This is a genomic window from Curtobacterium sp. B8 (assembly GCF_000333315.1).
Classification (GTDB): domain Bacteria; phylum Actinomycetota; class Actinomycetes; order Actinomycetales; family Microbacteriaceae; genus Curtobacterium; species Curtobacterium luteum.
In genome coordinates this window covers 1-19,829 of record NZ_BACW01000294.1, presented here as the reverse complement: position 1 = coordinate 19,829, position 19,829 = coordinate 1, and the positions used below count along the sequence as shown (strand labels likewise).

32 protein-coding genes are annotated in these 19,829 nt (G+C 68.4%); 31 read left to right on the top strand and 1 reads right to left on the bottom strand.

The genetic code is table 11. The features are described 5' to 3' along the window. Positions 1 to 28 precede the first annotated feature (28 nt). The 25 genes from I59_RS07250 to map all read left to right on the top strand — a co-directional run bounded on the left by I59_RS07250 (position 29) and on the right by map (position 14,850). Positions 29 to 1,018: a DNA topoisomerase IB gene (locus tag I59_RS07250; RefSeq protein ID WP_031273247.1), complete on the top strand. Its 990-nt coding sequence runs from the start codon at positions 29 to 31 to the stop codon at positions 1,016 to 1,018. Positions 1,019 to 1,098: 80 nt separating this feature from the next. After that, positions 1,099 to 1,911 carry a DarT ssDNA thymidine ADP-ribosyltransferase family protein gene (locus I59_RS07245; protein ID WP_022903287.1) on the top strand — a complete coding sequence of 271 codons (813 nt, stop codon included), beginning with the start codon at positions 1,099 to 1,101 and terminating at the stop codon, positions 1,909 to 1,911. A gap of 526 nt (positions 1,912 to 2,437) precedes the next feature. Then, positions 2,438 to 2,746, top strand: coding sequence for a 30S ribosomal protein S10 (gene rpsJ, locus I59_RS07240; protein ID WP_022903286.1), 309 nt, complete (start codon positions 2,438 to 2,440; stop codon positions 2,744 to 2,746). Between the two features lie 12 nt (positions 2,747 to 2,758). Continuing rightward, the gene (gene rplC, locus I59_RS07235; protein WP_022903285.1) at positions 2,759 to 3,412 is read left to right on the top strand and encodes a 50S ribosomal protein L3; all 654 of its coding nucleotides are present in this window, start codon (positions 2,759 to 2,761) and stop codon (positions 3,410 to 3,412) included. Positions 3,413 to 3,414: 2 nt separating this feature from the next. Further along, on the top strand, positions 3,415 to 4,074 hold the full coding sequence (gene rplD, locus I59_RS07230; RefSeq protein WP_031273244.1) for a 50S ribosomal protein L4: 660 nt from the start codon (positions 3,415 to 3,417) through the stop codon (positions 4,072 to 4,074). Continuing rightward, positions 4,071 to 4,370, top strand: coding sequence for a 50S ribosomal protein L23 (rplW, locus tag I59_RS07225; protein ID WP_022903283.1), 300 nt, complete (start codon positions 4,071 to 4,073; stop codon positions 4,368 to 4,370). Before rplD ends, rplW begins: the two co-directional genes overlap by 4 nt. A 19-nt stretch (positions 4,371 to 4,389) precedes the next feature. Further along, a complete protein-coding gene (gene rplB / locus I59_RS07220; RefSeq protein WP_022903282.1) occupies positions 4,390 to 5,229 on the top strand; it encodes a 50S ribosomal protein L2 in 840 nt (279 codons plus the stop codon). An 11-nt stretch (positions 5,230 to 5,240) separates the two neighbouring features. Next, positions 5,241 to 5,522: a 30S ribosomal protein S19 gene (rpsS, locus tag I59_RS07215; protein WP_017885529.1), complete on the top strand. Its 282-nt coding sequence runs from the start codon at positions 5,241 to 5,243 to the stop codon at positions 5,520 to 5,522. A gap of 25 nt (positions 5,523 to 5,547) precedes the next feature. Beyond that, entirely contained in the window at positions 5,548 to 5,940 is a 393-nt protein-coding gene (rplV, locus tag I59_RS07210; RefSeq protein WP_022903281.1) for a 50S ribosomal protein L22, read from the top strand. Further along, positions 5,940 to 6,737, top strand: a complete 798-nt coding sequence (rpsC, locus tag I59_RS07205; protein WP_022903280.1) for a 30S ribosomal protein S3 — start codon at positions 5,940 to 5,942, stop codon at positions 6,735 to 6,737. The genes rplV and rpsC overlap by 1 nt, the downstream gene beginning before the upstream one ends. A gap of 2 nt (positions 6,738 to 6,739) precedes the next feature. Further along, entirely contained in the window at positions 6,740 to 7,159 is a 420-nt protein-coding gene (gene rplP, locus I59_RS07200) for a 50S ribosomal protein L16 (protein WP_022903279.1), read from the top strand. Continuing rightward, positions 7,159 to 7,479 carry a 50S ribosomal protein L29 gene (rpmC, locus tag I59_RS07195; protein ID WP_022903278.1) on the top strand — a complete coding sequence of 107 codons (321 nt, stop codon included), beginning with the start codon at positions 7,159 to 7,161 and terminating at the stop codon, positions 7,477 to 7,479. The genes rplP and rpmC overlap by 1 nt, the downstream gene beginning before the upstream one ends. Beyond that, positions 7,479 to 7,763 (top strand): 30S ribosomal protein S17, encoded by a 285-nt coding sequence (gene rpsQ, locus I59_RS07190; protein ID WP_022903277.1) that lies wholly within the window; start codon positions 7,479 to 7,481, stop codon positions 7,761 to 7,763. The genes rpmC and rpsQ overlap by 1 nt, the downstream gene beginning before the upstream one ends. A 31-nt stretch (positions 7,764 to 7,794) precedes the next feature. Then, positions 7,795 to 8,163 carry a 50S ribosomal protein L14 gene (gene rplN, locus I59_RS07185; protein ID WP_017885523.1) on the top strand — a complete coding sequence of 123 codons (369 nt, stop codon included), beginning with the start codon at positions 7,795 to 7,797 and terminating at the stop codon, positions 8,161 to 8,163. A 3-nt stretch (positions 8,164 to 8,166) separates the two neighbouring features. Further along, entirely contained in the window at positions 8,167 to 8,526 is a 360-nt protein-coding gene (rplX, locus tag I59_RS07180; protein WP_022903276.1) for a 50S ribosomal protein L24, read from the top strand. Continuing rightward, entirely contained in the window at positions 8,526 to 9,116 is a 591-nt protein-coding gene (gene rplE, locus I59_RS07175) for a 50S ribosomal protein L5 (protein WP_022903275.1), read from the top strand. The genes rplX and rplE overlap by 1 nt, the downstream gene beginning before the upstream one ends. Positions 9,117 to 9,266: 150 nt before the next feature. Then, positions 9,267 to 9,665: a 30S ribosomal protein S8 gene (gene rpsH, locus I59_RS07170; RefSeq protein WP_022903274.1), complete on the top strand. Its 399-nt coding sequence runs from the start codon at positions 9,267 to 9,269 to the stop codon at positions 9,663 to 9,665. A 6-nt stretch (positions 9,666 to 9,671) separates the two neighbouring features. Then, on the top strand, positions 9,672 to 10,208 hold the full coding sequence (gene rplF, locus I59_RS07165; protein ID WP_031273243.1) for a 50S ribosomal protein L6: 537 nt from the start codon (positions 9,672 to 9,674) through the stop codon (positions 10,206 to 10,208). Positions 10,209 to 10,210: 2 nt separating this feature from the next. Then, entirely contained in the window at positions 10,211 to 10,582 is a 372-nt protein-coding gene (gene rplR, locus I59_RS07160; protein ID WP_031273242.1) for a 50S ribosomal protein L18, read from the top strand. Continuing rightward, positions 10,579 to 11,298, top strand: coding sequence for a 30S ribosomal protein S5 (rpsE, locus tag I59_RS07155; RefSeq protein ID WP_022903271.1), 720 nt, complete (start codon positions 10,579 to 10,581; stop codon positions 11,296 to 11,298). Before rplR ends, rpsE begins: the two co-directional genes overlap by 4 nt. Then, complete coding sequence (rpmD, locus tag I59_RS07150) at positions 11,298 to 11,483, top strand: 50S ribosomal protein L30 (protein WP_031273241.1); 186 nt, start codon at positions 11,298 to 11,300, stop codon at positions 11,481 to 11,483. The genes rpsE and rpmD overlap by 1 nt, the downstream gene beginning before the upstream one ends. Continuing rightward, entirely contained in the window at positions 11,480 to 11,944 is a 465-nt protein-coding gene (gene rplO, locus I59_RS07145; RefSeq protein ID WP_031273239.1) for a 50S ribosomal protein L15, read from the top strand. The genes rpmD and rplO overlap by 4 nt, the downstream gene beginning before the upstream one ends. Positions 11,945 to 12,100: 156 nt before the next feature. Next, positions 12,101 to 13,423: a preprotein translocase subunit SecY gene (gene secY, locus I59_RS07140; RefSeq protein WP_031273237.1), complete on the top strand. Its 1,323-nt coding sequence runs from the start codon at positions 12,101 to 12,103 to the stop codon at positions 13,421 to 13,423. After that, positions 13,420 to 14,010: an adenylate kinase gene (locus I59_RS07135; protein ID WP_022903268.1), complete on the top strand. Its 591-nt coding sequence runs from the start codon at positions 13,420 to 13,422 to the stop codon at positions 14,008 to 14,010. The genes secY and I59_RS07135 overlap by 4 nt, the downstream gene beginning before the upstream one ends. A gap of 60 nt (positions 14,011 to 14,070) precedes the next feature. Beyond that, positions 14,071 to 14,850, top strand: a complete 780-nt coding sequence (gene map / locus I59_RS07130) for a type I methionyl aminopeptidase (protein WP_042726548.1) — start codon at positions 14,071 to 14,073, stop codon at positions 14,848 to 14,850. Positions 14,851 to 14,977: 127 nt separating this feature from the next. On the opposite strand, the gene I59_RS07125 is transcribed toward map, so the two are convergent. After that, complete coding sequence (locus I59_RS07125) at positions 14,978 to 16,276, bottom strand: LCP family protein (protein ID WP_031273235.1); 1,299 nt, start codon at positions 16,274 to 16,276, stop codon at positions 14,978 to 14,980. Between the two features lie 263 nt (positions 16,277 to 16,539). On the opposite strand from I59_RS07125, the gene infA reads away from it, so the two are divergent. The 6 genes from infA (at position 16,540) to rplQ (ending at position 19,720) form a co-directional block, all read left to right on the top strand. Then, positions 16,540 to 16,761, top strand: coding sequence for a translation initiation factor IF-1 (gene infA, locus I59_RS07120; RefSeq protein WP_017885509.1), 222 nt, complete (start codon positions 16,540 to 16,542; stop codon positions 16,759 to 16,761). A 70-nt stretch (positions 16,762 to 16,831) separates the two neighbouring features. Continuing rightward, positions 16,832 to 16,948, top strand: coding sequence for a 50S ribosomal protein L36 (gene rpmJ, locus I59_RS21350; RefSeq protein ID WP_022903266.1), 117 nt, complete (start codon positions 16,832 to 16,834; stop codon positions 16,946 to 16,948). 139 nt (positions 16,949 to 17,087) lie between these two features. Continuing rightward, entirely contained in the window at positions 17,088 to 17,462 is a 375-nt protein-coding gene (gene rpsM / locus I59_RS07110; protein WP_022903265.1) for a 30S ribosomal protein S13, read from the top strand. A 9-nt stretch (positions 17,463 to 17,471) separates the two neighbouring features. After that, on the top strand, positions 17,472 to 17,870 hold the full coding sequence (gene rpsK, locus I59_RS07105; protein ID WP_017885507.1) for a 30S ribosomal protein S11: 399 nt from the start codon (positions 17,472 to 17,474) through the stop codon (positions 17,868 to 17,870). Between the two features lie 206 nt (positions 17,871 to 18,076). Next, positions 18,077 to 19,072 carry a DNA-directed RNA polymerase subunit alpha gene (locus I59_RS07100; protein ID WP_022903264.1) on the top strand — a complete coding sequence of 332 codons (996 nt, stop codon included), beginning with the start codon at positions 18,077 to 18,079 and terminating at the stop codon, positions 19,070 to 19,072. A gap of 63 nt (positions 19,073 to 19,135) precedes the next feature. After that, positions 19,136 to 19,720, top strand: a complete 585-nt coding sequence (gene rplQ, locus I59_RS07095) for a 50S ribosomal protein L17 (protein WP_022903263.1) — start codon at positions 19,136 to 19,138, stop codon at positions 19,718 to 19,720. Positions 19,721 to 19,829: the final 109 nt, after the last annotated feature.

Genomic DNA, 19,829 nt, shown 5'->3' with positions numbered 1-19,829 from the left:
CTCCCGTCCGTCACAGGGTCGGGTGGGCATGCTCGGAGGAGTGACCCGTCTCCGACGCTCAGCGACCGGCGGTCGCGGCTACCACCGCGTCCGCGCCGGCCGCGGCTTCTCGTACCGCGATCCCGACGGCGCGACCGTGACGGACCCGGAGCTGCGCCAGCGTTTCGACGACCTCGTCATCCCGCCGGCGTGGACCGAGGTCTGGATCTCCCCCTCCGACAACGGCCACATCCTCGCGACCGGGATCGACGGCGCGGGACGACGGCAGTACATGTACCACCCGGGCTGGCGCGAACGGATGGACCGGATCAAGTACGACCGGGCACTCGCCCTCGCCGAGTCCCTGCCGACGGCCCGACGGATGGTGACGCAGGACCTCAGACGTCCGGAACCGGACCGGCAGCGGGCGCTCGCCGCGGCCTTCCGGATGCTCGACCAGGGGTCGCTCCGCGTCGGCTCCGAGCGCTACGCCACGGAGCACGGCAGCCGCGGCCTCTCGACCCTGCTCTGCGCACACGCCCACGTCTCGGGCGACGACATCGAGCTCGACTTCCCCGGCAAGAGCGGGCAGGAGTGGTCGTCCTCGATCCACGACCCCGACCTCGCGACCGTCATCGCGGGCATGAAGCGCCGCGGTCCGAACGCCCGCCTGCTCTCGTTCCGCGAACGGCGCGGGGCCGAGTGGGAGCCGCTGTCGGCCGAGGACATCAACGCCTACGTCAAGGAGCGGGCCGGCGACGAGTTCACCGCGAAGGACTTCCGCACGCTGCACGGCACGGTCGCCGCGGCTGTGGACCTCGCGAAGACCGGGCTGCAGTCGAGCCAGGCGAAGCGGAAGAAGGCGGTGTCGCACGCGGTGAAGGCCGCGAGCGAGGAGCTCGGGAACACCCCGACCGTGTGCCGGCAGAGCTACATCGACCCGCGCCTGCTCGACGCGTACGACCACGGCGAGACCATCGACCCGGCGCGGTTGCACGCGGCCGAGTCCGAGGTGCGTGCACTGCTCTACCGGCAGTGACCTCGGAGTCCGCCGGATGACGTACCGTTGACCACCGTGCCGCCCACCCCACATCCGGCACGGAAGGACCCTCGACAGTCGTGACCGACGAGTGCATCCACGGTTTCCCCACCGAACTCTGCGACATCTGCGCGCCCCGTCAGCGGGAGACCCCCGCCGAGCCCGCAGCCCCGGCACCCCGCCGGACCCGCATCACCACCGACCTCCGCTCCACCCCCGCCCCCGCACGCGTCCCCGGCGGCCCGCTCCGCTCGGCCGTCCCCGACCTGCCCGAGCCACGCGTGTTCGCCTCCCTGCGGGCGCACCACGCCACCCACATCGACAACCTGCCCGGGATCGTCGCGGCGGGCGCGATCACGGCCGCCGTCGACACCGTGCCGGTCGTGGACGTCAGCTCGACGGCCACCCGTGCGGCGCGGTCCGAGGCGTCCGCCCCCGACGGCTCGCCGGTCGCGGCCCACGTGACGTTCTCCCTGTCGCCCGACGCCACACGCTGGGACGAGCTCCGACGCGGTGCCGAGGGGGAGCGCTGGTCCGACGCGGCTCGCCGGACGCGAGCGACCGACTACATCGTGCTCGTCGTGCCCGTCGCGGCGTTCGGCGCCTCGGTGATCGTCGCCGACCAGGACGCCGAGGCCGAGGACGTCCGGTTCGCCGTCGGCCCGGACGCCGCGACCAACCTCATCCGTCGCACCGACTTCACCGACCCGGAGATGCACGGCCTCGAGCTGCTCGCCGGGCCGAGCGTGCCGTTCTCCTCCGTCGCCGTGATCGGCGTGCCGAACGACCGCGCCCGCCAGGAGGTGAAGTCGATCCTCGCCGAGCACGGCGGCCACGCGCCCCGCGTCGCCGTCTTCCCGCCGTGGTTCGTGCCGCCGGTGACCGCCGAGTAGCACCCTCCTGCGGACGTCGTCAGCGTGCCCTCCCGACCACGTCGGGAGGGCACGCCGCGTGTCGGGGCGGGGCGTGCCTCCAGACCGTCCGATCCCCGGGAATCCGGGGGACTGGACCGGTCCCGACACGCCCGTGATCCGCGACACGCCCGGGTTGCACGGATCCTGTGCCTGTGCGAGACTTGTCCGGTTCCGAATTCCGCAGGGCGCTCGCGCCCGCAGGATCACTGCTCTGGCAGTGCACAACCCCCTTGTTCAGCAGGGCTGGGTTGGGCCGCAGGCAGCAGAACACGATCGAATCCCTCGCGAAGCGCCACGAGTACTGCTGTGCCCGGAGCGTGGGGGAAGCGACATGCCCACGCTGGACGGCCCCGGTCGCCCCGCGCGGTTGACAGGAGAACAGCGGTCATCCCCCAGTGGATGCGGCCGGTTGGTTCAGGAAAACAGCCGAGCCGTGCAGGAATGCACGGTCACGGCGGCGTCAGGCGGCCCGAGGGTGCGCGGCGCAGAGAGGACAGAGAGACACATGGCGGGACAGAAGATCCGCATCCGGCTCAAGTCGTACGACCACGAGGTCATCGACACGTCGGCCCGGAAGATCGTCGACACGGTGACCCGTGCCGGTGCGACCGTGGTCGGCCCGGTGCCGCTCCCCACCGAGAAGAACGTGGTCACCGTGATCCGTTCTCCCCACAAGTACAAGGACTCGCGCGAGCACTTCGAGAAGCGCACGCACAAGCGGGTCATCGACATCGTCGACCCGACGCCGAAGGCCGTCGACTCGCTCATGCGACTCGACCTCCCGGCCGACGTCAACATCGAGATCAAGCTGTAAGGGGGCTGACCAATGGCGAACTCCACCAAGACCGTCAAGGGCCTCCTCGGCAAGAAGCTCGGGATGACCCAGGTGTGGGATGAGAACAACAAGTTCATCCCCGTGACCGTGATCGAGGTCGGCCCGAACGTGGTCACCCAGATCCGCAACGTCGAGCGCGACGGCTACGAGGCGATCCAGATCGCCGCCGGTGCCATCGACCCGCGCAAGGTCAACAAGCCGGCCGCCGGCCACTTCGAGGCCGCAGGCGTGACCCCGCGCCGCACCCTCACCGAGATCCGTACCAACGACTCCGCTGAGTACACGCTCGGCCAGGAGCTCACCGTCGACACGTTCGAGGCGGGCCAGAAGGTCGACGTCGTCGGTACGTCCAAGGGCAAGGGCTTCGCCGGTGTCATGAAGCGCCACGGCTTCGCCGGCGTCTCGGCATCGCACGGTGCGCACCGCAACCACCGCAAGCCCGGTTCGATCGGCGCCTCGTCGACCCCGTCGCGTGTCTTCAAGGGCATGCGCATGGCCGGTCGCATGGGCGGCGAGCGTGTGACCGTCCTCAACCTCACGGTGCACGCCGTCGACGCCGAGAAGGGTCTGCTGCTCGTCAAGGGCGCCGTCCCCGGTGCTCGTGGCCGCTCCGTCTTCGTCCGCACCGCCGTGAAGGGTAAGTGATCATGGCCACCGAGACCGCAACCACGATCGACGTCCTCGACGCGACTGGCGCCGTCGCCGGCAGCATCGAGCTGCCCGCTGCGCTCTTCGACGTCGAGACCAACGTCCCGCTGATCCACCAGGTCGTCACCGCGCAGCTCGCCGCTGCGCGTCAGGGCACCCACAAGACCAAGAACCGCGGCGAGGTCCGCGGTGCTGGTCGCAAGCCGTTCAAGCAGAAGGGCACCGGCCGCTCCCGTCAGGGTTCGGTCCGCGCTCCGGAGCACACCGGCGGTGGCGTCGTCCACGGACCGACCCCGCGCGACTACTCGCAGCGCACCCCGAAGAAGATGATCGCCGCGGCACTGCTCGGCTCGCTCTCGGACCGCGCCCGCGGTGGCCGCATCGCCGCTGTGGAGTCCTTCGTCCCGGCCGAGGTGCCGTCGACGAAGACCGCCCGCACGCTCCTCGAGAAGGTCGCGCCCGTCAAGAACGTGCTCGTCGTGCTCGAGCAGGACGACGAGCTCACGCTCAAGTCGATCCGCAACCTGCCGGGTGTCCACGCACTCTCGTACGGCCAGCTCAACGCCTACGACGTGCTCAAGTCCGACGCCCTCGTCTTCAGCAAGAGCGCACTCGACGCCTTCATCGCGTCGAAGTCCGCGAAGGAGGTCTCCGCATGAGCGGCTTCAACAAGGACCCGCGCGACATCATCATCTCGCCGGTCGTCTCGGAGAAGAGCTACGGCCTGATCGACCAGGGCAAGTACACGTTCATCGTGGACCCCCGTTCGAACAAGACCGAGATCAAGCTCGCCATCGAGAAGATCTTCGACGTCAAGGTCGCGAGCATCAACACGCTGAACCGCCCGGGCAAGACCCGTCGCACGCGTTTCGGCATGGGCAAGCGCAAGGACACCAAGCGCGCCATCGTGACGCTCAAGTCCGGTTCGATCGACATCTTCACGGCTGTCGGCTGAGGACCTTTAGGGATTAATCATGGCTATTCGTAACTACAAGCCGACGACCCCCGGTCGTCGCGGCTCGTCGGTCGCCGACTTCGCTGAGATCACCCGTTCGACGCCGGAGAAGTCGCTGCTTCGTCCGCTGCCGAAGACCGGTGGGCGCAACAGCTCCGGCCGCATCACGACCCGTCACATCGGTGGTGGCCACAAGCGCCAGTACCGCGTGATCGACTTCCGTCGTCACGACAAGGACGGCGTCGACGCCAAGGTCGCGCACATCGAGTACGACCCGAACCGCACCGCGCGCATCGCGCTCCTGCACTACGTGGACGGCACGAAGCGCTACATCATCGCGCCGAACAAGCTCAAGCAGGGCGACGTCGTCGAGCAGGGCCCCGGGGCTGACATCAAGCCCGGCAACAACCTGCCGCTGCGCAACATCCCGGTCGGTACCGTCATCCACGCGATCGAGCTCCGGCCCGGTGGCGGCGCGAAGATGGCCCGCTCCGCCGGCGCCTCCGTGCGTCTCGTCGCCAAGGACGGCCCCTACGCGCAGCTCCGCCTGCCGTCGGGCGAGGTCCGCAACGTCGACGCCCGCTGCCGCGCCACCATCGGCGAGGTCGGCAACGCCGAGCAGTCCAACATCAACTGGGGCAAGGCCGGCCGCATGCGCTGGAAGGGCGTCCGCCCGACCGTGCGTGGTGTCGCCATGAACCCGGTCGACCACCCGCACGGTGGTGGTGAGGGCAAGACCTCCGGTGGTCGTCACCCGGTCAGCCCGTGGGGTCAGGCCGAGGGCCGGACGCGCAAGCCGAACAAGCCGAGCGACAAGCTCATCGTCCGTCGCCGTAACGCCGGCAAGAAGCGCAAGTAGGAGTTCAGAAGATGCCACGCAGTCTGAAGAAGGGCCCCTTCGTCGACGAGCACCTGCTCCGCAAGGTCGTCACGCAGAACGAGGCCAACACCAAGAACGTGATCCGCACCTGGTCGCGTCGCTCGATGATCGTCCCGAACATGCTCGGGCACACGATCGCCGTGCACGACGGCCGCAAGCACATCCCGGTGTTCGTCACCGAGTCGATGGTCGGTCACAAGCTCGGCGAGTTCGCGCCGACCCGCACCTTCCGTGGTCACGTGAAGGACGACAAGAAGGGCCGTCGCCGCTAACGCGGGGACGCAGAGGAGGAACGAAATGGTGGAGTCGATCGCACGCGTGCGACACATCCGCGTCACGCCTCAGAAGGCCCGTCGCGTCATCGAGCTGATCCGCGGCAAGCAGGCCCACGAGGCGCTCGCCATCCTGAAGTTCGCGCCGCAGGCCCTTTCGGAGCCCGTGTACAAGCTGGTCGCCTCGGCGATCGCGAACGCCCGGGTGAAGGCGGACTCGACGAACAGCTTCCTCGACGAGCGCGACCTCTACGTGAGCCGCGTTTTCGTCGACGAGGGCACGACCCTGAAGCGGTTCCAGCCGCGCGCCCAGGGCCGCGCCTTCCGCATCAACAAGCGCACCAGCCACATCACGGTCGTCCTCGCGACGCCGGAAGAGGCTGAGGCCGCCGCGACGAGCAAGAAGGCGAGCAAGTAATGGGCCAGAAGGTCAACCCGTACGGCTTCCGTCTCGGGATCACGACGGACCACGTCTCGCACTGGTTCACCGACAGCACCAAGGCCGGTCAGCGCTACGCCGACTACGTGGCCGAGGACATCAAGGTGCGCGAGTACCTGAAGAAGACCCTCGACCGTGCCGGCGTCGCCCGCATCGAGCTCGAGCGCACCCGTGACCGTGTCCGCGTGGACATCCACACGGCGCGTCCGGGCATCGTCATCGGTCGTCGCGGTGCCGAGGCCGAGCGCGTCCGCGGCGAGCTCGAGAAGCTCACCAAGAAGCAGATCCAGCTCAACATCCTCGAGGTCAAGAACCCCGAGACCGAGGCCCAGCTCGTCGCGCAGGGCATCGCCGAGCAGCTCTCCGCCCGTGTCGCGTTCCGTCGCGCCATGCGCAAGGGCCTGCAGGGTGCACAGCGCGCCGGCGCCAAGGGTGTCCGCATCCAGGTGTCGGGTCGTCTCGGTGGCGCCGAGATGTCGCGCTCGGAGTTCTACCGCGAGGGCCGCGTGCCCCTGCACACGCTCCGCGCGAACATCGACTACGGCTTCTACGAGGCCCGGACCACGTTCGGCCGCATCGGCGTGAAGGTCTGGATCTACAAGGGCGACATCACGAACAAGGAGCTCGCTCGCGAGCAGGCGAACCAGCGTTCGTCGCGCCCGGAGCGTCGTGGCGGCCCCCGTGGCGAGCGCGGCGACCGTCGTGGCGGCGACCGTGGCGGCCGTCAGCAGCAGGCCCCGCAGGACGCGCCGGCCGGCGCAGGAGTTGAGGCGTAACCATGCTTATCCCCCGTCGAGTCAAGCACCGCAAGCAGCACCACCCGAAGCGTTCGGGTCAGGCGACCGGTGGTACCAAGGTCAGCTTCGGCGACTTCGGTATCCAGGCCCTCACCCCGGCCTACGTGACGAACCGGCAGATCGAGTCCGCTCGTATCGCCATGACGCGTCACATCAAGCGTGGCGGCAAGGTGTGGATCAACATCTACCCGGACCGCCCGCTCACCAAGAAGCCGGCTGAGACCCGCATGGGTTCCGGTAAGGGCTCGCCCGAGTGGTGGGTCGCCAACGTCAAGCCGGGTCGTGTGCTCTTCGAGCTCTCCGGCGTCAACGAGGACATCGCCCGCGAGGCGCTGACCCGTGCAATCCACAAGCTGCCCCTCAAGGCACGCATCATCAAGCGCGAGGAGGGCGACGCATAATGGCGATCGGTTCCAAGGAGCTCCGTCCGACGGAGCTCGACACGTTCGAGAACGAGCGTCTTGCTGACGAGCTGAAGAAGGCCAAGGAGGAGCTGTTCAACCTCCGCTTCCAGTCGGCCACCGGCCAGCTGGAGAGCCACGGCCGCCTCCGTGCCGTCAAGCGCGACATCGCCCGTATCTACACCGTCCTCCGCGAGCGCGAGCTCGGCATCCGTGCCACCCCCGCGCCCGTCGAGACCGCCACCAAGGCCAAGAAGACGACGAAGAAGGCTGACAAGCCGGCCGAGTCGACCGAGGCCGAGACCGCCGAGGAGAACTGATGGCGAACGAAGAGAACACCTCCGCCGCCTCCACCCGCGGCTACCGCAAGACGCGCCGTGGCTACGTGACGAGCGACAAGATGGACAAGACCATCGTGGTCGAGGTCGAGGACCGCGTGAAGCACGCGCTCTACGGCAAGATCATCCGCCGCACGTCCAAGGTGAAGGCCCACGACGAGCTCGGCACCGCTGGTGTCGGCGACCTCGTCGTGATCAGCGAGACCCGTCCCCTCAGCGCCTCCAAGCGCTGGCGCCTGGTCGAGATCCTCGAGAAGGCCAAGTAGGCCGCGGCCTGCTTCGGAATAGGAGACAGCAGTGATTCAGCAGGAATCCCGCCTGAAGGTCGCCGACAACACGGGTGCCAAGGAGATCTTGACCATCCGCGTGCTCGGTGGCTCGGGTCGTCGCTACGCCGGTCTCGGTGACGTCATCGTCGCCACGGTGAAGGACGCCATCCCCGGCGGCAACGTGAAGAAGGGTGACGTCGTCAAGGCCGTCATCGTTCGCACCAAGAAGGAGACCCGTCGTCAGGACGGCTCCTACATCAAGTTCGACGAGAACGCGGCAGTGATCCTCAAGGCTGACGGCGACCCGCGCGGCACGCGCATCTTCGGTCCGGTCGGTCGCGAGCTCCGTGACAAGAAGTTCATGAAGATCATCTCGCTCGCGCCGGAGGTGCTGTAAGCCATGGCGAACATCAAGAAGGGTGACCTCGTCGAGGTCATCACGGGCGCCACGCAGGAGCGTGGCGGCGACCGCGGCAAGCAGGGCAAGGTCATCGAGGTGCTCCGTGACTCGGAGCGCGTCGTCGTCGAGGGCGTGAACTTCGTCACGAAGCACGTCCGCGTCGGCCAGACCCAGCGTGGTTCGAAGACCGGTGGCATCGAGCAGCACGAGGCTCCGATCCACGTCTCGAACGTCGCGATCGTCGACCCGAAGACCAAGAAGCCGACGCGCGTCGGTTTCCGTACCGAAGAGGTGGAGAAGGACGGCGTCAAGAAGACCGTCCGGGTCCGCTACGCCAAGAAGTCGGGTGAGAAGCTCTGATGACCGACACGACTGCCGCGCCGGCGACCAAGGTCGAGCCGCGCCTCAAGCAGAAGTACAAGAACGAGATCAAGGCTGCCCTCACCGAGCAGTTCGGCTACGCGAACGTCATGCAGGTCCCCGGCCTGGTCAAGGTCGTCGTGAACACCGGCGTCGGCGAGGCCGCTCGTGACTCGAAGATCATCGAGGGGGCCATCAAGGACCTCACGGCGATCACGGGTCAGAAGCCCCAGGTCAACATCGCTCGCAAGTCCATCGCGCAGTTCAAGCTGCGCGAGGGCCAGGCGATCGGTGCGCACGTCACCCTCCGCGGTGACCGTGCCTGGGAGTTCCTCGACCGCCTGATCTCCCTCGCCCTGCCCCGCATCCGCGACTTCCGCGGCCTGAGCGACAAGCAGTTCGACGGGAACGGCAACTACACGTTCGGTCTCACGGAGCAGTCCGTGTTCCACGAGATCGACCAGGACCGCATCGACCGCGTGCGTGGCTTCGACATCACCGTCGTGACCACCGCGAAGACGGACGACGAGGGCCGCGCGCTGCTCAAGCAGCTCGGGTTCCCGTTCCGTTCGGCCGACCAGACGGTCTAAGATACTTCGGGCGGTGCGGGCCGGAGGATTCACGTCCTCCGGCCCGCACGCACGAACACACAGGTCCCCGGGAACCGCCTGGGGGCCCCGATCGCTCAGGTCGGCATTCGTGGAACGGGTGTCGAAACCAGGCGAGAATGGATACGCATCATGACGATGACCGATCCGGTCGCAGACATGCTGACCAGATTGCGGAACGCGAACTCGGCGCACCACGACGCCGTCTCGCTTCCCAGCTCCAAGCTGAAGAAGAACATCGCTGAGATCCTCAAGCGCGAGGGTTACATCAACGAGTGGAAGATCGAGGACGCCCGCGTCGGGCAGACCCTCACGATCGACCTGAAGTACGGCCCCGAGCGCGAGCGCTCGATCGCCGGCATCAAGCGCGTCTCGAAGCCGGGCCTCCGGGTCTACGCGAAGTCGACGGAGATCCCCCAGGTCCTCGGTGGCCTCGGCGTGGCGATCCTCTCGACGTCGTCCGGCCTCCTGACCGACCGCGAAGCCGAGCAGAAGGGCGTGGGTGGGGAAGTCCTCGCCTACGTGTGGTGATCGACAATGTCTCGAATCGGACGTCTTCCCATCGACATCCCCGCCGGCGTGACCGTCTCCATCGACGGCCAGACCGTGGCGGTCAAGGGCCCGAAGGGCGAGCTCGCGCTCGTCGTCGCTGAGCCCATCCAGGCCAAGGTCGAGGAGAACCAGGTCCTCGTCACCCGTCCGGACGACGAGCGCTCCTCGCGTTCGCTCCACGGCCTGACCCGCACCCTCATCGCGAACAACATCATCGGCGTCACCCAGGGCTACTCCAAGGGCCTCGAGGTCGTCGGTACCGGTTACCGCGTGCAGGCGAAGGGCACCAGCGTCGAGTTCGCGCTGGGCTACTCCCACCCGATCACGGTCGAGCCGCCCGCGGGCATCTCGTTCGCCGTCGAGGGCAACAACAAGCTCACCGTGACCGGCATCGACAAGCAGGCCGTCGGCGAGGTGGCCGCCAACATCCGCAAGCTGCGCAAGCCCGAGCCCTACAAGGGCAAGGGTGTCCGCTACGCCGGCGAGATCGTGCGCCGCAAGGCCGGAAAGTCAGGTAAGTGATCATGGCTCTCGGTATCCGAGGAAAGAGCAAGTCGGCCGCCAAGGCGCGTCGTCACAACCGACTCCGCAAGAAGATCACCGGCACCGAGGCGCGTCCGCGTCTCGCCGTCACGCGTTCGTCGCGTCACGTGTTCGTGCAGGTCATCGACGACGCGAAGGGTCACACCCTCGCCAGCGCATCGACGATGGAGGCCGACCTCCGCTCGTTCGACGGCGACAAGACCGCCAAGGCCCGTCGCGTCGGCGAGATCCTCGCCGAGCGCGCGAAGGCCGCCGGCGTCGAGGCCGTGGTCTTCGACCGTGGTGGCAGCAAGTACGCCGGTCGCGTCGCCGCGATCGCCGATGGCGCCCGTGAAGGAGGGCTGAACCTGTGAGCGACACCGCGAACAACACCAGCAAGGAGACCACGGAGGCAGCGGCCACGGCCGAGCGTCCGGTCGAGACCGCCGCTGGTTCCGCGTCCAACAACCGCGACTCGGCCGACCAGCGCGGCCGTCGTGGTGGCGGTCGTGACCGTCAGCAGGGCCGCGACCGCAACAACCGCGGTGGCGACAGCCAGTTCCTCGAGCGCGTGGTGACCATCAACCGCGTGTCGAAGGTCGTCAAGGGTGGTCGTCGCTTCAGCTTCACGGCGCTCGTCGTCGTGGGTGACGGCAACGGCCTCGTGGGCGTCGGCTACGGCAAGGCCAAGGAGGTCCCCACGGCGATCTCCAAGGGCGTCGAGGAGGCGAAGAAGAACTTCTTCCGCGTCCCGCGCGTCGGCAACACCATCCCGCACCCGGTGCAGGGTGAGGCCGCTGCCGGTGTCGTGCTCCTGCGTCCGGCCGCTGCCGGTACCGGTGTCATCGCCGGTGGTCCGGTCCGCGCCGTCCTCGAGTGCGCTGGCATCCACGACGTCCTGAGCAAGTCGCTCGGCTCGTCGAACACCATCAACATCGTGCACGCGACCGTCGAGGCGCTGCAGCAGCTCGAGGAGCCCCGTGCGGTCGCAGTCCGCCGTGGCCTCGACGTCGACGCGGTCGTCCCGGCCCGTCTGCTGCGTGCGGAGGCCGCCGCCGCGCGTGCCGCGTCCGAGAAGGCAGGTGCGTGATGGCGATGCTGAAGATCACGCAGACGAAGTCCGTTATCAGCGAGAAGCAGTACCAGCGCGACACCCTGCGCAGCCTGGGCCTCAAGCGCATCGGCCGTACGGTCCTGCGTGAGGACAACGCCCAGAACCGCGGGTACATCGCGACGGTCGCGCACCTCGTGAAGGTCGAGGAGGTCGACGCATGAGCGACGAGAAGAACGAGCGCGTGCAGGTCCTGAAGCTGCACCACCTCCGCCCGGCCACCGGTGCGAAGAAGGACCGCACCCGTGTCGGTCGCGGTGAGGGCTCGAAGGGCAAGACCGCCGGCCGTGGTACCAAGGGTCAGAAGGCTCGGTACCAGGTCAAGGTCGGCTTCGAGGGTGGGCAGATGCCGCTGCACATGCGCACCCCGAAGCTCCGCGGGTTCAAGAACCCGTTCCGTGTCGAGTACCAGGTCGTGAACCTGGACAAGATCGCGGAGCTCTACCCGAACGGTGGCGACGTCACCGTGGCGGACCTGGTCGCCAAGGGCGCCGTCCGCAAGAACGAGAAGGTCAAGGTTCTCGGTCAGGGCGACATCAACGTGAAGCTCACGGTCTCGGTCGACAAGGTCTCGGCGTCCGCCGCCGAGAAGATCGCGGCTGCTGGCGGCACCGTCTCCCAGTAACCCCCGTCGGCGGCCCGTGCGTTTGCGCACGGGCCGCCGTTACGGTTTCCTTGACAGTGGCCGGCGTCCGTCGGCCTGGTCGGCCTGGTCGGCCCTGCCGATCGACACCGGAACGGCCGCGATCGACGGCCCCGGTCCCAGAAGTTCGGAGTCCTCGTGTTCAGAGCGGTCGCGCGTATCATGCGCACCCCAGACCTTCGCAAGAAGATCGGCTTCACCCTCGCGATCATCGCGCTCTTCCGCCTGGGGTCGTACATCCCCGCACCGTTCGTCGACTACGCGTCCGTGCAGAGCTGCCTCGCCAGCGCGTCCTCGCAGCAGGGCCTCTACGACCTGATCAACCTGTTCTCCGGCGGCGCGCTGCTGAAGCTCTCGGTCTTCGCGCTCGGGATCATGCCGTACATCACGTCGTCGATCATCGTGCAGCTCCTGCGCGTGGTCATCCCGCACTTCGACGCCCTCTACAAGGAGGGTCAGTCCGGTCAGGCCAAGCTGACGCAGTACACGCGCTACCTCACGATCGCGCTCGGTGTCCTGCAGTCCACCACCCTGATCACGGTCGCGCGCTCCGGTGCTCTCTTCGGCACGAACGCGTCGGCCTCCTGCTCGTCGATCATCTCGAACGACAGCTGGTACGCGATCATGCTCATGGTCGTCACGCTGACCGCCGGCACTGGCCTCATCATGTGGATGGGCGAGCTCGTCACCGAGCGCGGCATCGGCAACGGCATGTCGCTCCTCATCTTCACGTCGATCGCGGCGCAGTTCCCGTCGGCGCTCTGGGCGATCGAGCAGTCGAACGGCTTCGAGCTGTTCCTGTTCGTCATCCTCGTGGGCCTCGTCATCATGATGGCCGTCGTGTTCGTCGAGCAGTCGCAGCGACGCATCCCGGTCCAGTACGCCAAGCGCATGGTCGGTCGTCGCACCTTCGGCGGCAACAACACGTACATCCCGATCAAGGTGAACATGGCCGGCGTCGTGCCCGTCATCTTCGCCTCGTCGCTGCTGTACCTGCCGGCCCTCGTCGCGCAGTTCAACCAGCCCTCGGACGGCTCCGCGCCGGCCGCGTGGGTGACCTGGATCCAGAACAACCTGACCTCGGGTGACAACTGGTTCTACATGGTCCTGTACTTCCTGCTCATCGTCGGGTTCACCTACTTCTACGTCGCGATCACCTTCAACCCCGAAGAGGTCGCCGACAACATGAAGAAGTACGGCGGGTTCATCCCGGGCATCCGCGCCGGACGCCCGACCGCCGAGTACCTCGACTACGTCCTGACCCGGGTGACGTTGCCCGGATCGCTCTACCTCGGTCTGATCGCACTCATCCCGCTGGGCGCACTCGCGTTCTTCGGTGCGAACCAGAACTTCCCGTTCGGTGGCGCCAGCATCCTGATCATCGTGGGTGTCGGCCTCGAGACGGTGAAGCAGATCGACTCCCAGCTCCAGCAACGTCACTACGAAGGGCTTCTCCGTTGAGCGCACGCCTCATCATCGTCGGACCCCCCGGCGCCGGCAAGGGCACCCAGGCCGGTCGCATCGCGGACGCGTTCGGTGTCCCCGCGATCTCGACGGGCGACATCTTCCGCAAGAACGTCGCCGAGGGCACGCCCCTCGGCGTCGAGGCGAAGAAGCTCATGGACGCCGGTGAGTACGTGCCGGACGAGCTGACGAACGAGCTCGTGAAGTCCCGCCTGGCCGAGCCGGACGCCGAGCACGGCTTCCTGCTCGACGGCTACCCCCGGACGCTGAACCAGGTCGAGTACCTCGACGCGCTCCTGACCGAGCAGGGCGAGCGGCTCGACGCGGTCGTGCAGCTCGTCGCGGACCAGGACGCCCTCGTCGAACGCCTGCTGAAGCGCGCGGAGGACCAGGGCCGCAGCGACGACAACGAGGAGACGATCCGTCGTCGCCAGGAGGTCTACCTGGACCAGACGGCCCCGATCGTCGGCGCCTACGCCGACCGCGGCCTCGTGGTCGATGTCGACGGGCTCGGCGGCATCGACGAGGTCGGCGACCGGATCCAGTCGGCGCTCGCGTCCCGCGGGCTGACCGCGGGCGTCTGACCCGGCGTGGTCCGCTTCCGCAAGCCCTCGATCTACAAGACGCCCGAGGAGCTCCGCGCCATGGTGCGCCCGGGCCTCCTGACGGCCGAGGCGTTGGACGCCGTGCGAGCCGCGGTCCGACCCGGCGTCACGACGGGTGAGCTCGACGCGATCGCCGAGCGGACCATCCGCGACGGCGGGGGCGTCCCGAACTTCCAGCTCGTCCCGGGGTACCGCCACACGCTCTGTGTCTCGGTCAACGACGAGGTGGTGCACGGGATCCCGGGCGACCGCGTGATCCAGGCGGGCGATATCGTCTCCGTCGACGCCGGCGCCGAGGTCGACGGCTGGAACGGGGACAGCGCCTTCACGGTCGTGGTCCCTGGTGGCGACGCCGCGGTGAGCGAGGCCCGGCGGAAGCTCTGCGACACGACCGAGCGCTCGCTGTGGCACGGCATCGCCGCTCTGGCGTCGGCCAGGCACCTGAACGACGTCGGTGCCGCGGTCGAGGACGCCATCGAGGAGACCGGCGCCTGGGGCATCGTCGAGGACTACACCGGTCACGGCATCGGCCGGTCGATGCACGAGGAACCGCCGGTCTTCAACTACCGCGTGCGGGGCGCCGGTCCCGCCGTGAAGCCCGGGCTGGTCGTCGCGATCGAGCCGATGGTGACGGCCGGCACGATCGACAGCTCGACGGACGCGGACGACTGGACGGTCCGGACGCTCGACGGCTCGGACGCCGCGCACTGGGAGCACACCGTCGCCGTCCACGCCGACGGCATCTGGGTGACCACGGCCGCCGACGGCGGCGCTGCGGGCCTGGCCCCGCTGGGTGTGACACCCGTCGCGATCCCGTAGGACGGGCCTCCCGTCGGGTCGGCCGTCCACCGCGTCCGGCCGGGAGGCACGTGGTGCGTCCGCCCCGCCGCTGCGGCGTCGACGGTGCGGTCGGCTCGGAGCCGCGCGGCGCGTCCGCCGCGCGGCGTCAGTTCCCGACGGAGCAGGTCTGTTCGTTCGCGCTCTGCCCGGTGATGGTCGACGGGAGCGGCGTCGTGGTCGCCGTCGGTGTCGACGAGGGCGTGGAGCCTGACGACGACGTCGCGGAGGAGCTCGACCCGGACGACCCGGACGACGTGCCGGCCGAGGACGTGCCGGAGGAAGACGAGCCGGACGATGACGACGAGCCCGTCGACGATCCCGCGCTCTTCGACTCCTCCGACGCCCGTCCGGTGGTCGAGTCCGAGAGCGACGTCCGCTGGTCGGTCTGCAGGGCGACGTTGAGCGTGTGCGCCGCGTCCTGCGCGACGATGACGCGGGCGTTGTCGGCGGGGTCGTCCACGACCGGGTACTGCACGAACAGCATGTTCGCCGTACTCATGCCGCGCAGCGTCGTGGCGAGGCCGACGAGGCTCCTGGCCTGCGCCAGGCCGTCCGAGAGCGTCATGTTGTGCAGCGCCGCCGAGGCGAGGCGGTAGAGCGTCACCGGGTCGGACAGCGTGCTGCCGGAGGTGATCTTGCGGAGCAGCGCGGAGAGGAACACCTGCTGCGAACTGATGCGCGCGAGGTCGCTGCCGTCACCGACTCCGTGGCGGGTCCGGAGGAACGCGAGCGCGTCCGAGCCCTCGAGCGTGTGCGACCCCGCGGTGAGGTGGAGACCGGTGTACGAGTCGTTGATCGGCTGCGCGACGCAGACGTCCACACCACCGAGGGCGTTCGACATCGAGATGACGCCGTCGAAGGTGATCAGCCCGGCGTAGGGGATCCGCAGGCCGGTCAGGTTCTCGACGGTGTCGACCACGCAGGACACCCCGCCGTTGCCGAGCGCCGTGTTGAACTGTGCCGAGGTGGCGGCGGGGTACGTGGTGCCCGTCGCCGGGTTGGTGCACGCCGGGATCGGGACCATGAGGTCGCGGGGGAAGCTCACGGCCGTGAGCTGCTGGTGGTCCTGCGAGATGTGCACGAGGATCGTGACGTCGTTCCGGGCGCCGGCGACGTCCTCGTCGGAGTCGAACTGCCCGACGCGGGTGTCGCTGCCGATGAGCAGGATGTTCGCGCCGCCCTTCATCGCGGTGATGTCCGCGGTGTCGGCGACCTTCTGGTCGTCCGTGCTGAGCTGGACCGTCTTCGGGGCGGCGGCGAGCTGCCCGCCGGCGATCGCGGCCACGCTGGTCCCGCTGACCAGCGCGACGGCGAGGACGGACGCGACGATGCCGAGGGCGGACGTCCAGGCGCGACGACGAGGGAGTCGTCCATGGCGGGCCAGGGGGCCGCGGGCGTTCGGCACGGTTCTCTCCGTTCGGTGGGCTGCCGTGACACGGTACGGCGGATGCACTCGAGACGGCCCAGAACGGGCCAGGAGACCACTGTGGAACGTTCAGACTCGACCGCGGCAGCCCCAGGTCGAGGGTCCGGGTCGCCCGCACTTGGCAATCCGGCCGCTATCACATAGGCTTGCTCTTTGGTGTGTCATGCCCTTTCGGCGTGGCGCCCGACCCGCAGACCGGCTCGGGGATCACACCGGTAATCCAACCAAGCGACAGTGAGGCTATGGCCAAGAAAGACGGCGTCATCGAGATCGAGGGCTCGGTGCTCGAAGCTCTGCCCAACGCGATGTTCCGCGTTGAGCTGACCAACGGACACAAGGTCCTCGCGCACATCTCCGGGAAGATGCGCCAGCACTACATCCGCATCCTCCCCGAGGACCGCGTGATCGTGGAGCTGAGCCCGTACGACCTGACCCGCGGCCGGATCGTCTACCGCTACAAGTGATCCGCGAGCTGGAAAGGAACGGCCCGGCGAACCCGCCGCGCACGAAGCCAGCGAGCACGAGGAACCAACCATGAAGGTCAACCCCAGCGTCAAGCCCATCTGCGAGCACTGCCGAGTGATCCGCCGGAAGGGCCGCGTCATGGTGATCTGCAAGAGCAACCCGCGCCACAAGCAGCGCCAGGGCTGAGCTCCCAGCAGGACCCACAACTCAACACTGAACACGCAGTACCAGATCCCGCGGCTCCGGCCGCGGGGGACACCTCGGGTCGGAGGCCCGGGCACCGGTACTGCGCCACACCTCCACCAACCACAGGAGCAGCCAGCACATGGCACGTCTAGCAGGCGTCGACATCCCGCGCGAGAAGCGCGTGGAGATCGCACTCACGTACATCTACGGCGTCGGCCGTACCCGCTCGGTCCAGGCACTCGCCGAGACCGGCATCTCCGGCGACATCCGCGTCAAGGACCTGACCGACGACCAGCTCGTCGCTCTCCGCGACTTCATCGAGGGCAACTTCAAGGTGGAAGGTGACCTCCGCCGTGAGGTCGCCGCGGACATCCGACGCAAGGTCGAGATCGGTAGCTACGAGGGTCTTCGCCACCGTCGTGGTCTCCCGGTGCGCGGTCAGCGCACCAAGACCAACGCGCGTACCCGCAAGGGACCGAAGCGCACCGTGGCAGGCAAGAAGAAGGCTCGATAGGAGACCCCCATGGCTACCCCCAAGACTGCCGCGCGCAAGCCGCGCCGCAAGGAGAAGAAGAACGTCGCCGTGGGCCAGGCCCACATCAAGAGCACGTTCAACAACACGATCGTCAGCATCACCGACCCGTCCGGTGCCGTCCTCAGCTGGGCGTCCTCGGGTGCCGTCGGCTTCAAGGGCTCGCGCAAGTCGACGCCGTTCGCGGCGCAGCTCGCCGCCGAGTCCGCTGCGCGTCAGGCGCAGGAGCACGGCGTCAAGAAGGTCGACGTCTTCGTCAAGGGTCCGGGCTCCGGCCGCGAGACCGCGATCCGCTCGCTCCAGGCCGCCGGCCTCGAGGTCGGTTCGATCAACGACGTCACGCCGCAGGCGCACAACGGGTGCCGCCCGCCGAAGCGTCGCCGCGTCTGACGCGAGGAGCAACCGGCCGTTCCCCGCTCGTCCCCGTGACGGGGTCGAGCGGGGCCGGCCATTCCTGGTCGTTCGATCGCGCACGGCGGGCCCTCGCGGCTCGGCCGTGCGCGTGATCACAACTCAACAGACCCGTCGGGGCCCGGTCGGCCCCGTCGTACCGCCGAGTGTCATATAGCGGACACTCCGCCGAAAGGAATCCCACAGTGCTCATTGCACAGCGCCCCACCCTGACCGAGGAGTCGATCTCCGAGCACCGCTCGCGCTTCGTCATCGAGCCGCTCGAGCCGGGCTTCGGTTACACCCTCGGCAACTCGCTGCGCCGCACGCTCCTCTCCTCGATCCCCGGCGCGGCTGTCACCAGCATCCGCATCGACGGCGTCCTCCACGAGTTCAGCACCGTTCCCGGTGTCAAGGAAGACGTCACCGAGATCATCCTCAACATCAAGAGCCTCGTCGTCTCCAGCGAGCACGACGAGCCGATCACCGCGTACCTGCGCAAGCAGGGTGCCGGTCAGGTCACCGCGGCGGACATCTCCGCCCCGGCCGGCGTCGAGATCCACAACCCGGACCTCGTCATCGCGACCCTGAACGACACCGCGCGCTTCGAGCTCGAGCTCACGATCGAGCGTGGCCGTGGCTACGTGTCGGCGACGCAGAACCGCTCGGAGTTCTCCGAGGCGGGTCAGATCCCGATCGACTCGATCTACTCGCCGGTCCTCAAGGTCACCTACCGCGTCGAGGCGACGCGTGCCGGTGAGCGTACGGACTTCGACCGCCTGGTCGTCGACGTCGAGACGAAGCCGGCGATCACGCCGCGCGACGCCATCGCGTCGGCCGGCCGCACGCTGGTCGAGCTGTTCGGTCTCGCCCGCGAGCTGAACACGGCGGCCGAGGGCATCGAGATCGGCCCCGCGCCGGTCGACGCCGTGCTCTCGAACGAGCTGCAGACCCCGATCGAGGACCTCGACCTGTCGGTCCGCAGCTACAACTGCCTCAAGCGGGAGGGCATCAACACGGTGTCCGAGCTCGTCGCCCTCTCGGAGACGCAGCTCATGAACATCCGCAACTTCGGTCAGAAGTCGGTGGACGAGGTCAAGGACAAGCTCACCGAGCTCGGCCTGTCCCTCAAGGACACCGTCCCCGGATTCGACGGCGCCCACTTCTACAGCGGGTACGACGAGGACGAGTCCAACAACTGACCTCGCGCGTAAGCGCACGCGTGCTGAGTCAGCGCGCACCACATTCACCACTGGAGAACTGACATGCCGAAGCCCACCAAGGGCCCCCGCCTCGGTGGCGGTCCCGCCCACGAGCGCCTGCTCCTGAGCAACCTCGCCAACGCCCTCTTCACGCACGGCCGCATCACCACGACCGAGACGAAGGCCAAGCGCCTCCGTCCGGTCGCCGAGCGGCTCATCACGTTCGCGAAGCGTGGCGACCTGCACGCCCGTCGTCGCGTGATCAGCATCCTGCGCGACAAGTCCGTCGTGCACACGCTGTTCACCGAGATCGCCCCGCAGGTCGAGGACCGCCAGGGCGGCTACACCCGCATCACGAAGCTCGGTTTCCGCAAGGGCGACAACGCTCCCCTCGCGTCGATCGAGCTCGTGCTCGAGCCGGTGTCGGGCAAGCCCGCCCCGGTCAAGCGCGACGCTGCTCCGGCCGCCGCCGCGCCGGTCGAGGCGCCGGCCGCCGAGGAGACCACCGAGGAGGCCCCGGTCGATGAGACCGAGACCACCGAGGAGTCCGCGCCGGTCGAGGCCGAGGCCGAGACCGACGCTGCCGCCGAGGTCGAGGACGACGCCGCCGCCAAGGCGGACGACACGAAGGCCGACGACGCCAAGTAGTCACCTGCACCACCTCGAGGAAGCCCCCGCGACGCACGTCGCGGGGGCTTCCTCGCGTTGCGGGGTGACCGACAGGCGGCCTGGAGGCGCGGGGCGTGCCCACCCCGCG